Raw genomic sequence first — 15,122 nt, 5'->3', positions numbered from 1 at the left:
TGGCGACGCTGCTGGTCGGGACGTGGACCAAGGAGATCGACAAGGGCCGGGTCCGTGAGGTCCTGGCGGGCAGGGCGCCCTTCGACTACGGCAGGCTCGACAAGGCCGCCGCCGACGGCCCGGACGGACACGGCGACACGGGACCGGGAGAGGGCACGGACCCGCAGGACACCGCCAAGGTCCCCGCGGCGCGTGAGGGCCGGCAGGACGCGGCCACTAGCTGAACCGGGGCCGCCCGCCGGGGCTCCCCGGCGCACCGGGGACCCGAGACTGATCCGTGCCGGCACTCCGCCGGCGCGGATCAGTCCCGTACGGGGGGCCGTTTCCCGTGCCCGAGATCCATGAGCCCCACACTCCCGGACCTTGGGCGGATGGCGATGCTCGCCGATCCGGCCGCCGTCGCTTTCGGGGTCTGGCAGTCGCGGGAATACCACGGGGCGGAGCTGGTGAACGAACCGGGCTCGCTGCTCCGGAACACCTGCGAGACCGGGGACCCCGCCGGAGTCGCCGAATTCTCCGCACGGGTCCATGTCCCGCGGGACCGAGCCGAGCGAGCCGGACGCAAGGAAATCCCCCGGCGGTCGAATTGCCGCCGGGGGATTTCCTTGCGTATATTGAATCTTTCGCGACCGTGCGGAAAGAGGGGCACGCATGGAGTCGCGATATGAATTCGTGCGAAGATTGAGGTCAGTATATGCGGGCGGGAGCGAAATTGTCAAACAGTGAATACCCGGATCCGGAATTGCGGGAGGAACAGCAATTCGTGGACCGGCTCTACGCACGGGTGGACGCGCTGCGCGGCCACGCCGAGGAGGCGGTGACCGACGCGCTGACCGAGGTCGGCAAGGGGCTCCAGGCACGGCTGGAACGCGATGTGCTGGTCGCCGAGCGCTCCGGGCTGCTCGCCGCCCTCGACGCGGTCGACGGCTCGCTCTGCTTCGGCCGGATCGACCTCGCGGCCCAGGAGGACGGCACCGCGCCCGGGCCCACCCACCACATCGGCCGGGTCGGCATCCGCGAGGACGACGCCGAGCACACCCCGCTGCTCATCGACTGGCGCGCCCCCGTCGCCCGCCCCTTCTACCTGGCCACCGGGCACACCCCGATGGGCCTGCGCCGGCGGCGCCACCTCACCAGCGAGGGCCGCACCGTCACCGCCCTGCACGACGAGATCCTCGACCTCGGCGACCCCACCCGCACCGGCCACGAGGACCCGACCGGCGACGCCGTGCTGCTCGCCGCCCTGGACTCGGCGCGCACCGGGCGGATGGGCGACATCGTGCGCACCATCCAGGCCGACCAGGACCGCATCATCCGCGCCCCGCACCGCGGCGTCCTCGTCGTGGAGGGCGGCCCCGGCACCGGCAAGACCGCCGTCGCCCTGCACCGCGCCGCCTACCTGCTCTACGAGCACCGTGAACTCCTCGCCCGCCGCGCCGTCCTCGTCGTCGGCCCCAACCCGGCCTTCCTCGGCTACATCGGCGAGGTGCTGCCCGCGCTCGGCGAGACCGGCGTGCTCCTCGCCAGCGTCGGCGAGCTGTACCCGGGGGTGCGCGCCACCGGCACCGACACCCCGCGGGCGGCGGCCGTCAAGGGCCGCGCCGAGACGGCCGAGGCGCTCGCCCTCGCCGTACGCGACCGGCAGCGGCTGCCCGAGCCCGGTGAGCCGCTGGTGCTCGCGCACGAGGACGGCGACCTGATCGTCGACTGGGAGATCGCCTACGAGGCCCGGCAGGCGGCCCGGGACACCCTGCTGCCGCACAACCTGGCCCGCCCGCACTTCGCCTTCCGGCTGATCGACGCCCTCACCGCCCAACTCGCCGACCGGCTCGGCACCGACCCGTACGGCGGCCCGAACTTCCTCGGCCCCGACGACCTCGCCCAGCTCGGCAAGGGCGTCGCGGCCAGCGCCGAAGTGCACGCCGCCGTCGAGGAGTTGTGGCCCGCGCTCAGCCCGGAGGGGTTCCTCACCGACTTCCTGGCCGCGCCCTCGGGCCTGCCCGAGGAGGACGCGGCGGCGCTGCGCCGGGAGCCCGGCGCAGCGTGGACCCCGGGCGATGTGCCGCTCCTCGACGAGGCCGCCGAACTGCTCGGCCACGACGACACCGCCGAGCGGGCGGCGGCCAGGGCCGAGGAGCAGGAGCGCGTCGCCTACGCGCAGGGCGTGCTCGAACTCTCCCGCGGCTCGGAGACCTTCGAGTTCGAGGACGAGGAGTCCGAGGTGCTGTCCGCGCACGACATCATCGACGCGGAGCGGATGGCCGAGCGGCACGAGGAGGCCGACCACCGCAGCGCCGCGGAGCGCGCCGCCGCCGACCGCACCTGGGCCTTCGGCCACATCATCGTCGACGAGGCGCAGGAACTCACCCCGATGGCCTGGCGGTTGCTGATGCGCCGCTGCCCGACCCGCTCGATGACCCTGGTCGGCGACCCGGCGCAGACCTCCCAGGAGGCGGCCACCGGCTCCTGGGAGCAGATCCTCGCGCCCTACGTCGGCGACCGCTGGGAGCACACCCGGCTGAGCGTCAACTACCGCACCCCCGCCGAGATCATGGACCTCGCCACCGCGGTCCTGCACGCCGCGAACCCCGACGCCGAGGCCCCGCGCTCGGTGCGGGCCACCGGCACCCGGCCCTGGGCGCGCTCGGTGGCGGACCTGCCCGCCGCCGTCGCCGAGGCGGCCGCCGCCGAGACCCCCGAGGAGGGCCGCCTCGCGGTGATCGCCCCGCGCGCCCTGCACCCCGGACTCGCCGCGGTCCTGCCCGGCATCCGGGCGGGCGAGGAGCCGGACCTCACCCGGCACCTGGTCCTGCTCGACCCGCGGGCCGCCAAGGGCCTGGAGTTCGACCGGGTGATCGTGGTCGAACCGCAGCAGTACCCGGCCGGCGACCTGTACGTGGCGCTGACCCGGGCCACGTGGTCGCTGGGCCTGGTGCACACCGGGGAGCTGCCCCGGGCGCTGCGGTCGGCGCTCCCGGAGTTCACCCCGCAGCCGTGAACTCGGGCAGGACGAGGGCCGAATGGGCCGGCCGGCCTTCCGCGGCGGGCAGCGAGCTGAGCCCGCGCAGCATCGCGTTGCGCTGCTCCAGGGCGCGGGCGGTGGCCGGGAAGAGCGCGGCACCGCCCTCGCCGGCCAGGTCCTGGTTGGCGGTCACGAAGGGGCGGGTGCTCCGCTCGTAGGCGGCGAGGCCGGCGGCGTGGTCCCGCCCGGCGAGCGAACCGGCGAGCATGTACGCGCCGACCAGGGCGAGGCTGGTGCCCTGTCCGGTGAGGAAGGAGGGCGCGTACGCGGCGTCGCCCACCAGCGCGACCCGGCCGCGGGACCAGCGGGGCATCCGGATCTGGCTGACCGTGTCGAAGAAGAGGTCGTCCGCCTCGTGCAGGGCGGCGAGCAGGCCCGGGACCTCCCAGCCCGCGTCGGCGAACACCCGGGAGACCAGGGCGCGTTGGGCCCCCGGATCCCGGAAGGCGTGGAACGGCGGGTCCGGGTGGGCGAAGGTCAGGAAGGCGTGCACCGCCTCGCCGTCCCCGGTGGCGTAGAGGGCCGCGGCCCGGCCCGGGGTGTTCCACAGCACCGCCTCGTGGCGGAGCCCGAAGGTGTCCGGCACGGTGAACCCGGCGAAGCAGTGGCCGAGATACCGGTGGAACCGCTCCTCGGGGCCGAAGACGGACTCCCGGGTGCGCGAGTGCATCCCGTCCGCGCCGACGACCAGGTCGACGGTACGGCTCCGGCCGCTGCGGAAGGTGACCTCGACCCCGTGGCCGGAGTCGTCGAGGGCGGCCACGGAGTCGTCGAAGAGGAACTCCACGTCGTCCCGGACCGCCGCGTGCAGCACGCCGGTCAGATCCCCGCGCCGCACCTCCAGGTCCTGTCCCCCGACCCCGCCGGTGACGGCGTGCGGGGCGACCGAGGCCACCTCGCCGCCGTCGCCGTCCAGGAAGGTCAGCCGCCGCAGGTCGACATGGGCCTCCCGCAGCCGCGGCAGGACGCCCATCCGCCGGACGACCTCCAGGGCGGTGCCGCGCACATCGATCGGGTAGCCGCCGCTGCGCGGGGCGGCCGCCTTCTCGACCACCGTGACCGCGCATCCGCGGCGGTTCAGCCAGAAGGCGAGGGCGGGGCCCGCGATTCCGGCCCCGGAGATCAGGACCGTGCGCGGCGGGTTCGTACGACTCTGCCTCGGGGTGCGGGTCATTCCTGTGCTCCTTTGCCGAGGGTGCGGACGACGAGCAGGGACAGTGCGGTGACGGCGCCGGCGAGGAAGAAGCCGGTGGCGAAGGCCGATTCGGCCGGGACGTCCGAGCCGGAGGGGGTCCGGGCGGTGAGGAGCGCGCCGCTGAGCTGCGCGCCGACCGCGTAGCCGAGCACCCGGGTCACCAGGACCAGGCTGGTGGCGATGCCGGTCTCGTGCTGCTCGACACCGGTGGCGGTGCGGGTCACCAGGGCCGTGACGCAGAGGCCGTTGGCGAGCGCGATCAGGGCCTTGCCGGTGACCAGGTGCCAGATCTCGGTGTGCGCGGCGGTCAGCGCGAGCAGGGCGGCGATCATCAGGAGGGTGCCGGTGGTGACCACGGCGCGGGAGCCGAAGCGCCGGGCGCCGATCCCGCTGAGCGGTCCGGCGAGGGCGGCGGTCAGGGCGCCGGGCAGCAGGATGAAGCCGATCTCGGTGGCGCCCGCCCCGAAGCCGTACTCCTGCTCGGAGACCGCGAGCAGCTGCGGGACGAGGTAGACGGCCACCGAGGTGCCCAGGCAGATCACGAAAGTCAGGGCGCAGGACTTCCACACCGCGGGCCGGGCGAGCAGGCGCAGATCGACCATCGGCGCGAGGGCGCGGCGCTCCACGGCGATCCAGCCGGTCGTGAAGGCGGCCAGGACCACGAGGAGTGCGCCGAGCGCGAGCGGTTGCGCGGCGGCCTCGGGGGCGAGCGCGAGGACCAGCATCAGCGTGACCAGGGTCCCGCTCAGCAGGACCAGGCCCGGCCAGTCCACCCCGGCCCGGTCCGAGCGGCCCGGCGGGTCCTCGGGCATCAGGCTGTTGACCAGGAGGGCGGCCCCGATGACCGCGAGGGTCGGCAGCGCGAACATCCAGTGCCGGGACAGCCCTTCGGCCACCGGCCCGGCGGACAGCGTGCCCGCCATCCCGCCGCCGACGAACAGGCCGCTCACCACCCCGATGGCGACCTTGGACTCTCCGGCGGGCAGGTGCGCGCGCACCAGGATGAACGACAGGGGCAGCGCGCCCACCATCGCCCCCTGCAGTATCTGGCCGAGTAACAGCACGGGCAGATTCGGCGCCAGGGCGGAGACCAGACCCCCTGCCGAGACCACCGCCATCAGCCGGATCAGGACCTTCTTTCCGCCGTAGCGGTCGCCGAACCTGCCCGCGACCGGGGTGACCAGCGCCCCGGTGATGAGCAGCACGATGCTGAGCAGCGCCCCTTCGGCGGGGGTCATGCCCAGCTCGCGCTGGAGCAGCGGGAGGGTCGGCGTCACCACCGACTCCAGGGCGCCGGTGGCGAGCGCCAGCAGCCCGAGGGCCCCGACAGCGGACCTCCCGATACGGGCCGGGGCAGCCAGAGTTGCGGTCATGGACGTCCTTCTTCCGTCGTGGCCGGGTGAGTCGGAGGGCGGGAGAGGCGCGCGGGGCGGGTGTAGGCGGAAGTACCCGCCGCCCGCGCGGCCGTGCCGGCCGGGGCGGGTGGACTCGTACGGTCCGCGCCCCGGCTCCAGAACTACACTACACCGTGCAGTGTAGAACCGTTAGGATGAGCCCATGCCGACCACGAAGACACCGGGTGAGAAGACGCTGCGCGAGGGGTCCGCCCAGAAGCGGGCCGCGATCCTCGCGGCGGCCCGGGAGCTGTTCCTCGCCGAGGGGTTCGACCGGTCCAGCGTCGACGCCGTCGCCGCCCGGGCGAAGGTGTCCAAGCGGACGGTCTACGACTACTTCGGCGACAAGCGGACGCTGCTCCAGGCGGTCGTCGACGGCGTCGGCCAGTCGCTGATCACCACCGTCCGGCGCACCCTGGACGACACCCTGACCGCGCTGCCCGGGGCCGCCGGCCTGGAGGACGCCCTGATCACCTTCTCGATGCGGATCGCGACCGACATGCTCGGCTCGGCGGAGTACGCCACCCTGCAGCGGCTGGTCCGCGCCGAGTCCGGCCATCTGCCGCACCGGGGCTACAACTCCATGGCCGACACCCCCGACGAGGCGCTGGCCGAGCGGTTCGCCGCCCTCGCCGAGGCCGGGCTGCTCCACGTCCCCGACCCCCGGCTCGCGGCCGACCAGTTCATCGCGCTGGCCTTCGGCGTCCCCCTGGACCGGCTCGGTTCCGCGAACGCCGTGGAGGACCCCCGCGTCCGGCCGCTCGTCACCGAGGGGGTGCGGACCTTCCTGCGGGCCTACCGGACCACGTAGGACCGGGCGGTACGCGGGGTCCGGGCGGTACGCGAGGGCTGTGCGGTACGCGGGGTCGCGCGCCCGGAAACACCGTGGCCCGGACGGGAGTTGCCTCCGTCCGGGCCACGCGGCTGTGCTCCGGGAACCTCAGGACCAGGCTCCCCGGGGGTCCCTCAGGCCGGGCGCAGCCACACCGTGGCCAGCGGCGGCAGGGTGAGGCCGATGCTCGCCTGGCGGCCGTGGGCCGGGTGGGGTTCGGGCTTCGCCGGGCCCCGGGTGCTGGGGATGCCGCTGCCGCCGAAGCGCTCCTCGTCGGTGTTGAGGATCTCCTGCCAGGCCGGGATCTCCTCGGGGACGCCGAGGCGGTAGTCCTCGCGCACCACCGGCGAGAAGTTGGACACCGCGAGGAGCGGGGAGCCGGCGGCGTCGTGCCGGAGGAAGGCGAAGACATTGTCCTCCGCCGCGTCCCCGGCGACCCAGGAGAACCCGGCGGGGTCGGTGTCCCGCTGCCACAGCGGGAGTTCACGCCGGTAGACGGTGTTCAGCTCGCGCACCAGATCGCGTACGCCCCGGTGATCGGGCTCCGCGCCGTAGGCCGGGTCGAGCAGCCACCAGTCCGGTCCGTGCCCCTCCGACCACTCGGCGCCCTGGGCGAACTCCTGGCCCATGAACAGGAGTTGCTTGCCCGGGTGTGCCCACATGAAGCCCAGGTAGGCGCGGTCGCCCGCCCGCTGCTGCCACCAGTCGCCGGGCATCTTGGAGACCAGGGCGCGCTTGCCGTGCACCACCTCGTCGTGCGAGATCGGCAGGACGTAGTTCTCGCTGTACGCGTACACCATCGAGAAGGTCATCTCGTGATGGTGGAACTTGCGGTGCACGGGCTCGTGTTGCATGTAGCCGAGCGAGTCGTGCATCCAGCCCATGTTCCACTTCAGGCCGAAGCCGAGGCCGCCGAAGCCGCCGGGTCCGGTGTGGTGGGTGGCGCGGGTGACGCCGTCCCAGGCGGTGGACTCCTCGGCGACGGTGACCACTCCGGGCACCCGGCGGTAGACGGTCGCGTTCATCTCCTGGAGGAAGGCGACCGCGTCCAGGTTCTCCCGGCCGCCGTGCTCGTTCGGGCTCCACTCGCCCTCCTCGCGGGAGTAGTCGAGGTAGAGCATCGAGGCCACCGCGTCGACCCGCAGGCCGTCGATGTGGAACTCCTGGCACCAGTAGACCGCGTTGGCGACCAGGAAGTTGCGCACCTCCTTGCGGCCGTAGTCGAACTCCAGGGTGCCCCAGTCCGGATGGGCGGCCCGGGCCGGGTCCTCGTGCTCGTACAGCGGGCGGCCGTCGAATTCGGCGAGGGCCCAGTCGTCGCGCGGGAAGTGCGCCGGGACCCAGTCCATCAGGACCCCGATACCGGCCCGGTGCAGCGCGTCCACCAGGTACTTGAAGTCGTCCGGGGTGCCCATCCGGGAGGTCGGCGCGTAGAAGCCGGTGACCTGGTAGCCCCAGGAGCCGCCGAAGGGGTGCTCGGCGACCGGCATCAGCTCCACATGCGTGAAGCCGAGGTCCTTCACGTACGCGGGCAGCTGCTCGGCGAGCTGACGGTACGTCAGGCCCGGTCGCCAGGAGGCGAGATGAAGCTCGTAGACGGAGAACGGCGCCTCGTGGACCGGGATGGTGCCGCGCCTGCCGAGCCAGTCCGCGTCCTGCCACTCGTGGCGGGAGACGTCGACGATCGAGGCGGTGGCGGGCGGCACCTCGGTGCGGCGGGCCATCGGGTCGGCGCGCAGCGTCTTCGAGCCGTCCGGGCGGGTGATCTCGAACTTGTACAGCTCGCCCTCGCGCACCCCCGGCACGAACAGCTCCCACACCCCGGTCGAGCCCAGCGAACGCATCGGAAAGCCGGTGCCGTCCCAGTAGTTGAAGGAGCCGGTGACCCGGATCCCGCGCGCGTGGGGCGCCCAGACGGTGAACCGGGTCCCGGCCACCCGCTGATGCACCATCGGCTCGGCGCCGAGCGCCTTCCACAGCTCCTCGTGGCGGCCCTCGCCGATCAGATGCAGGTCGAACTCGCCGAGCGCGGGCAGGAATCCGTAGGCGTCGTGGACCTCGTGCACGCCGTCCGGATAGTCGATCCGCAGACGGTACCCGGGTACCGAACGCAGCGGCAGCAGCCCGGAGAAGAAGCCCTCACCGTCGTCGTCCAAGGGGTACGCGGCGCCCGGGGTGCCCGCGGCGCCCTCGGTGAGTACGGTGACCGCGCGCGCGAAGGGCCGCAGCGCCCGGAAGCAGAGGCCCTCGGCGACCGGGTGCGCCCCGAGCACGGCGTGCGGCTCGTGGTGCGTCCCGTCGAGCAGGCGCCGCCGGTCCTCGGCGGAGAGGGCGGCGGGACCGGGCTCGGGGGCGGGCGGTGCGGCCGGATCGGGGGCGGGCGATGCGGGCGTGGGCGGCGAGGCCGCACCGGGGGTCTCGGCGGGCGGTGCCGCGTCCCCCGTGGCGGCGGGCGGTGCCGCGTCCCCGGCCGGAGCGGTGGGTGCCGGGGACTTCGCCGGGCGGCCGGGCTTCGCCGTCTTCGCCCGGGGGCGGGCGGGCTCGGCCGGGGACGGGCGGCGGCCGTGCTTCTCGGCCGCCTCGCCGTGCTCGGCGGGGGCGCGCCGCTCGGGGCCGCCGGTGGCCGCGGCCGGGGCGGTGCCCGGGGCGGCCGACTCGCCGGGGGCGGGGTCGGTGTAGGCGAGGGTGCCCAGCTTGCGGGCGCCGCGCCGCGGGGCGGCCGGGGGCGGGGAGCCGGGCTGCTCGGCGGGGCGGGCGCGGCGGCCGGGGGACGGGCTCGGGGTCACGGGAGGTGCCTTCCTCGGGGCGGGGCAGGTCAGCGGGGCCCGGCCGCGGCGGCGAGGCGGCGGACGGCGGCCATGGGCACGGAGACCCAGTCGGGGCGGTTGCGGGATTCGTAGACGACTTCGTAGACGGCCTTGTCGGTCTCGTAGGCGCGCAGGAGCACCGGGTCGGCGCGCGGGTCGCGGCCCGCCACCTCGGCGTACCCGGCGCAGTAGGCGGCCCGGCAGTCCTCGGCCCACTCGGCGTACCAGGAGGAGTCGGGCCCGGCCGCCGCGGGGTCCTCGCCCGCCGAGCCGGAGCCCATGTCGGAGACGGAGCCGCCGGGCCCCGCGGCGTGCTCCTGGGCGGCGGTGCGCGGCAGGGTGCGGGCGGCGTAGTCGAAGGAGCGCAGCATCCCGGCGACATCGCGCACCGGGGGCTGTGGCAGCCGGCGTTCGGCGAGCGGGCGGGCCGGTTCGCCCTCGAAGTCGATCACCGACCACTCGCCGGAGCGCTGGCGCAGGCACTGGCCGAGGTGCAGGTCGCCGTGGACCCGCTGGGCGCTCCAGGCCAGCTCGGCGGGGTCGAGGGCGCCGAGCTCGGTGAAGGCGGTGCGCAGCCGGGGCGCGAACTCCCGCAGGGCGGGCACCACTTCGGCGGCGCCGTCGAGCCGGTCGGTCATGGCGCGGGCGAGCACCGCGAGCTGGGCGCGGCCGAGGGTGACGGTGGGCAGCGCCCGGCCGAGCGAGGCGTGCACGGCGCCGGTGGCCCGGCCGAGGCCGTGCGCCTCCTCGGTGAAGGGGCGGCGGGCGGCGAGCGCGTCGAGGGCCAGCTCCCAGGCGCCCTCGGCGCCGCTGAGGAAGGGCGTCATGACGCCGAGCACCGAGGTCTCGGTGGCATGGCCCCGGCCCGCGGACCCGTCGGCGAGGAACCAGGCGGCGGGGGCGGGCACCTGGCGGCAGCCGTCCCGGGCGAGGACCAGGGGCAGTTCCAGGTCCGGGTTGACGCCCTCGACCACCCGGCGCAGCAGCTTGAGGATGTAGGACTCGCCGTAGATCAGCGAGGAGTTGGACTGCTCGGCGCCGAGCACCCGGGGCGGCAGCTTCGCCGGGAGCTCGGTCTCGCTGTCGTGCTCGAAGCAGAGGCTGCCGATCCGGGCCCGGGAGCGCAGCGCCTCCAGGAGCACGTCCGCGAGCCGGGGGTCGTGCAGCGCCTCGTAGAGGGTCTGGCCGCTCAGCGGGCCGGTGCGGGCGTGGCCGATCAGGGCGGGGGCGAGGTGGCGGGGCAGGGCCTGGTGGACGCCGATCAGGAGCTGGTAGCAGTCCGAGGAGCGCGGGGCGGGCGGCTCCGCGGAGGCGGGCGGCTGCTTGACGCGGACCAGGAGGTGGATCAGGCCCTGCGGGGATCCGGGCGGCAGCAGATCGGTGGCGGAGACCAGCTCGAAGCCGGTGATCGGGCGGCCCTTGCCCGCGAACCAGCGCTGCCGGGGCAGCCATTCGCGCAGCAGGGGGCCGAGCGAGTCGAGCAGCCGGCGGCGTGCGAGGGGGACCGTTCCTGGACGGGCTACGGCTTCCGGCATGGCTCGCGTCCTTTCCCCGGGCACACCATAGGACTATCTGGGCAAATCCCCCTCAGTCTCGCGGAAGGGGCGGAGAAGTACCTGCCGACGCGGTGGGGGTACCCCCGGACGGAGTCCGCGGGTCGCGCGGGGACGGGCCGGGACCGCGACCGGGAGATCTCGTGGTCCGCCCGCGGGGCGGGTGGGATTTTCCGGATACGGCCCCGGCGGACCGACAGGGGAGAAAGTGCCCGGTGCCGGAGCGGACAAGCGTGTACTTCCCGCCCCGTAACGGACCTTGGTCCGGTGCGGCGGGGCGGGCGCCGGGGGCCCGCGCGGGGCCCCCGGCCGCTCCCTTACGCAGCGAGGGTCTCCCGGCGCAGCCGGAACCAGTAGAAGCCGTGCCCGGCCAGGGTGAGCAGATACGGCAGTTCACCGATGGCCGGAAAGCGCACCCCGCCGATCAGCTCGACCGGATGGCGGCCGTTGAACTCGCGCAGGTCCAGCTCGGTCGGCTGCGGGAAGCGGGAGAAGTTGTGCACGCAGAGCACCAGGTCGTCGTCCTCGCCGTCCGAGGAGGGCGCCTCCCGCAGGAAGGCGAGCACCGCCGGGTTGGAGGAGGACAGCTCGGTGTAGCTGCCGAGGCCGAAGGCCGGGTTCTGCTTGCGGATCTCGATCATCCGGCGCGTCCAGTGCAGCAGCGAGGACGGCGAGGACATCGAGGCCTCGACATTGGTGACCTGGTAGCCGTAGACCGGGTCCATGATCGTCGGCAGGAAGAGGCGGCCGGGATCGCTGGAGGAGAAGCCCGCGTTGCGGTCCGGGGTCCACTGCATCGGGGTGCGCACCGCGTCCCGGTCGCCCAGCCAGATGTTGTCGCCCATCCCGATCTCGTCCCCGTAGTAGAGGATCGGCGAGCCGGGCAGCGAGAGCAGCAGGGCGGTGAACAGCTCGATCTGGTTGCGGTCGTTGTCCAGGAGCGGGGCGAGGCGCCGGCGGATGCCGATATTGGCCCGCATCCGCGGGTCCTTGGCGTACTCCGCGTACATGTAGTCGCGCTCCTCGTCGGTGACCATCTCCAGGGTCAGCTCGTCGTGGTTGCGCAGGAAGATGCCCCACTGGCAGCCGGAGGGGATCGCGGGGGTCTTGGCGAGGATCTCCGAGACCGGGTAGCGCGACTCGCGGCGCACCGCCATGAAGATGCGGGGCATCACCGGGAAGTGGAAGGCCATATGGCACTCGTCGCCGCCCTTGGAGAAGTCGCCGAAGTAGTCGACGACGTCCTCGGGCCACTGGTTGGCCTCGGCGAGCAGCACCACGTCCGGGTAGTGCTCGTCGATCTCGGCGCGCACCTTGCGCAGCATCTCGTGGGTGGCGGGCAGGTTCTCGCAGTTGGTGCCCTCCTCGGCGTAGAGGTAGGGCACCGCGTCCAGGCGGAAGCCGTCGATGCCGAGGTCGAGCCAGAACTTCAGGGCGGCGAGGATCTCCTCCTGGACGGCCGGGTTCTCGTAGTTGAGGTCCGGCTGGTGGGAGAAGAAGCGGTGCCAGTAGTACTGCTGGCGGACCGGGTCGAAGGTCCAGTTCGAGGCCTCGGTGTCGACGAAGATGATCCGCGCGTCCTGGTACTGCTTGTCGTCGTCGGCCCAGACGTAGTAGTCGCCGTACGGGCCGTCCGGGTCGCGGCGGGACTCCTGGAACCAGTGGTGCTGGTCGCTGGTGTGGTTCATGACGAAGTCGATGATCACGCGCATGCCCCGCTGGTGGGCGCCGTCCACGAACTCCACGAAGTCCGCGAGGTCGCCGAACTCCGGGAGCACCGCGGTGTAGTCCGCGACGTCGTAACCGCCGTCCCGCAGCGGGGACTTGAAGAAGGGCGGCAGCCACAGGCAGTCCACGCCGAGCCACTGGAGGTAGTCCAGCTTGGCGGTGATGCCCTTGAGGTCGCCGATGCCGTCGCCGTTGCTGTCCTGGAAGGAGCGGACCAGGACCTCGTAGAAGACGGCGCGTTTGAACCAGTCCGGGTCGCGGTCCCGGGCCGGTGTGTCCTCGAACTTGTCCGGTACGGGCTCGTTGACGATCATGCGGGTGACCCTCCTGACCTGGTCTGCGAGGACGCGGGAGCGCGCCGCCCAGCGGACGGCGTCCCGTTCTCGGCCGCCTGCTGCCCGGCCGGGCGGCAGACGAGGACATGCGCGGGCGCGGTGCCGGGATCGAGGCGTACGTAGTTGGCGCGGCCCCACTGGTAGCTCTCGCCGGTGAGTTCGTCGCGCACGGCGAGCGGCTCGTCCCAGTCGAGGCCGAGCCGGGGGAGGTCGAGCGTGACGGTCGCCTCCCGGACGTGATGCGGATCGAGGTTGACCACCACCAGCACGGTGCTGGAGCCGCTGCGCTTGGAGTAGGCGAGCACCGCCTCCTGGTCCGTCTCGTGGAAGTGCAGGTCGCGCAGCTGCTGCAGGGCCGGATGGTGGCGCCGGATCCGGTTCAGCGCGGTGATCAGCCCCGCGATGCTGCGGCCCTCCCGCTCGGCCGCCTCCCAGTCGCGCGGGCGCAGCTCGTACTTCTCGGAGTGCAGGTACTCCTCGCTGCCCGGCCGCAGCGGCTGGTTCTCGCACAGCTCGTAGCCGCTGTAGACGCCCCAGGTGGGGGAGAGGGTCGCGGCGAGCACCGCGCGGACCTCGAAGGCGGGGCGGCCGCCGTCCTGGAGGTAGGCGTGCAGGATGTCGGGGGTGTTCACGAAGAGGTTCGGCCGCATCACCGCGGCGCTCTCGCCGCTCAGCTCGGTGAGGTAGTCGGTCAGTTCCCGCTTAGAGTTGCGCCAGGTGAAGTAGGTGTACGACTGCTGGAAGCCGATGGTGCCGAGGGTGCGCATCATCGCGGGCCGGGTGAAGGCCTCGGCGAGGAAGAGCACGTCCGGGTCGGCGGAGTTGATCTCGGCGATCACCCGCTCCCAGAAGACCACCGGCTTGGTGTGCGGATTGTCGACCCGGAAGATGCGCACCCCGCGGTCCATCCAGAAGCGCAGCAGCCGCACCGTCTCGCGGACCAGCCCGGGCATGTCGGTGTCGAAGTCCAGGGGGTAGATGTCCTGGTACTTCTTCGGCGGGTTCTCGGCGTAGGCGATGGTGCCGTCCGGGCGGTGCCGGAACCACTCGGGGTGCTCGCTCACCCAGGGATGGTCCGGGGAGCACTGCAGCGCGAAGTCGAGGGCGACCTCCAGGCGCAGGTCCCGGGCCCGGCGGACGAAGGCGTCGAAGTCGTCGAGGGTGCCGAGGTCCGGGTGGACCGCGTCGTGGCCGCCCGCCGGGGAGCCGATCGCCCAGGGCACGCCCACGTCGTGCGGGCCCGCGGTCAGGGCGTTGTCCGGGCCCTTGCGGAAGGTGGTGCCGATCGGGTGGACCGGCGGCAGGTACACCACGTCGAAGCCCATCGCGGCGATCGCGGGCAGCCGCTCGGCCGCGGTCCGGAAGGTCCCGCTGACCGGCGGCCTGCCCTCCTCGACGCGGGCGCCCTCGGAGCGCGGGAAGAACTCGTACCAGGAGCCGAAGAGCGCCCGCCGCCGCTCGACCCGCAGCGGGTACTCGCCGGAGGAGCTGAGCAGTTCGCGCAGCGGATGCCGGTCGAGCACCTCGGTGACCTGGGGCGCGAGGGCCGCCTCCAGGCGCGCGGCGGGGGTGGCGGCCCTGTCGCGCAGGGCGTCGGCGGCGGTCAGCACCAGCTCGCGGCGGCCCTCGCTCTTCGGCACGCCCTCGGCGGCGCGCTCGTGCAGCAGCGCGCCCTCCGCGAGGACCAGTTCGGTGTCGATGCCCGCCGGGACCTTGATCCCCGCGGTGTGCCGCCAGGTGTTCAGCGGGTCGCTCCAGGCCTGCACCTCGAAGGTCCAGCGGCCCTCCTCGGCGGGCGCGACCCGGGCGCCGAAGCGGTCGGTGCCCGGGGCCAGCTCGCGCATCGGCACCGGGGGGCCCGGGCGCCCCTCGGGATCGCGCAGCACGACCTCGGCCGCGACCGCCTCATGGCCCTCGCGGAAGACGGTGGCGCTGACCTCGAACTCCTCGCCCGCCACCGACTTCGCGGGGCGCTGCCCGCACTCGATGACGGGGTGTACGTCAAGGACCGGGATGCGGCCGATCATGTGATCACCTGAGGGTGTGCGCGGCGGGCGGTTGACGGCGGGGCTTGCGCCCTTTCTAGCGCTGACAGGGGCGTTCCACGACTCACCGGCAGGACCACCAGGGCCCGAGCCGCCCGCGGATTCACCCCTTCGGAGCCCGGTGCGCGGCCCCCGTACGAGTGAGGGTGCGCCCCGTGTCCGGGTCGAGCGGGCGGCCGCGAGGTCTTCGGGTACGTGCCGGAAAGATCGG

8 protein-coding genes and 1 pseudogene are annotated in these 15,122 nt (G+C 73.6%); 3 read left to right on the top strand and 6 right to left on the bottom strand.

Annotated features, from left to right (window positions below):
- Together HFV08_RS29615 and HFV08_RS29610 are read left to right on the top strand one after the other, a co-directional pair.
- Positions 1 to 224 (top strand): annotated as a pseudogene (locus HFV08_RS29615) (C4-dicarboxylate transporter DctA); the annotation flags it as partial.
- Between the two features lie 518 nt (positions 225 to 742).
- Entirely contained in the window at positions 743 to 2,998 is a 2,256-nt protein-coding gene (locus HFV08_RS29610; protein ID WP_168543665.1) for a HelD family protein, read from the top strand.
- Here HFV08_RS29610 and HFV08_RS29605 read toward each other — a convergent pair.
- A complete protein-coding gene (locus HFV08_RS29605; protein ID WP_168543660.1) occupies positions 2,982 to 4,196 on the bottom strand; it encodes an FAD-dependent monooxygenase in 1,215 nt (404 codons plus the stop codon). The two genes, HFV08_RS29610 and HFV08_RS29605, sit on opposite strands and share 17 nt — an antisense overlap.
- A complete protein-coding gene (locus tag HFV08_RS29600; RefSeq protein ID WP_168543659.1) occupies positions 4,193 to 5,590 on the bottom strand; it encodes an MFS transporter in 1,398 nt (465 codons plus the stop codon). Before HFV08_RS29600 ends, HFV08_RS29605 begins: the two co-directional genes overlap by 4 nt.
- A gap of 184 nt (positions 5,591 to 5,774) precedes the next feature.
- On the opposite strand from HFV08_RS29600, the gene HFV08_RS29595 reads away from it, so the two are divergent.
- Entirely contained in the window at positions 5,775 to 6,422 is a 648-nt protein-coding gene (locus tag HFV08_RS29595) for a TetR/AcrR family transcriptional regulator (protein WP_168543658.1), read from the top strand.
- Positions 6,423 to 6,577: 155 nt separating this feature from the next.
- Here HFV08_RS29595 and glgB read toward each other — a convergent pair whose 3' ends face one another.
- The 4 genes from glgB to HFV08_RS29575 all read right to left on the bottom strand — a co-directional run bounded on the left by glgB (position 6,578) and on the right by HFV08_RS29575 (position 14,893).
- Positions 6,578 to 9,229, bottom strand: coding sequence for a 1,4-alpha-glucan branching enzyme (glgB, locus tag HFV08_RS29590; RefSeq protein WP_312885884.1), 2,652 nt, complete (start codon positions 9,227 to 9,229; stop codon positions 6,578 to 6,580).
- A gap of 29 nt (positions 9,230 to 9,258) precedes the next feature.
- Positions 9,259 to 10,785 carry a maltokinase N-terminal cap-like domain-containing protein gene (locus HFV08_RS29585; RefSeq protein WP_168543657.1) on the bottom strand — a complete coding sequence of 509 codons (1,527 nt, stop codon included), beginning with the start codon at positions 10,783 to 10,785 and terminating at the stop codon, positions 9,259 to 9,261.
- Positions 10,786 to 11,120: 335 nt separating this feature from the next.
- Entirely contained in the window at positions 11,121 to 12,845 is a 1,725-nt protein-coding gene (gene treS / locus HFV08_RS29580; RefSeq protein ID WP_168543656.1) for a maltose alpha-D-glucosyltransferase, read from the bottom strand.
- Positions 12,842 to 14,893 carry an alpha-1,4-glucan--maltose-1-phosphate maltosyltransferase gene (locus tag HFV08_RS29575; protein WP_168543655.1) on the bottom strand — a complete coding sequence of 684 codons (2,052 nt, stop codon included), beginning with the start codon at positions 14,891 to 14,893 and terminating at the stop codon, positions 12,842 to 12,844. The genes treS and HFV08_RS29575 overlap by 4 nt, the downstream gene beginning before the upstream one ends.
- Positions 14,894 to 15,122: the final 229 nt, after the last annotated feature.

It is taken from the genome of Streptomyces physcomitrii, from assembly GCF_012273655.1.
GTDB classification, from domain to species: domain Bacteria; phylum Actinomycetota; class Actinomycetes; order Streptomycetales; family Streptomycetaceae; genus Streptomyces; species Streptomyces physcomitrii.
The sequence above is the reverse complement of the archived record's forward strand: the minus strand, read 5'-3'. Positions and strand labels throughout refer to the sequence as shown.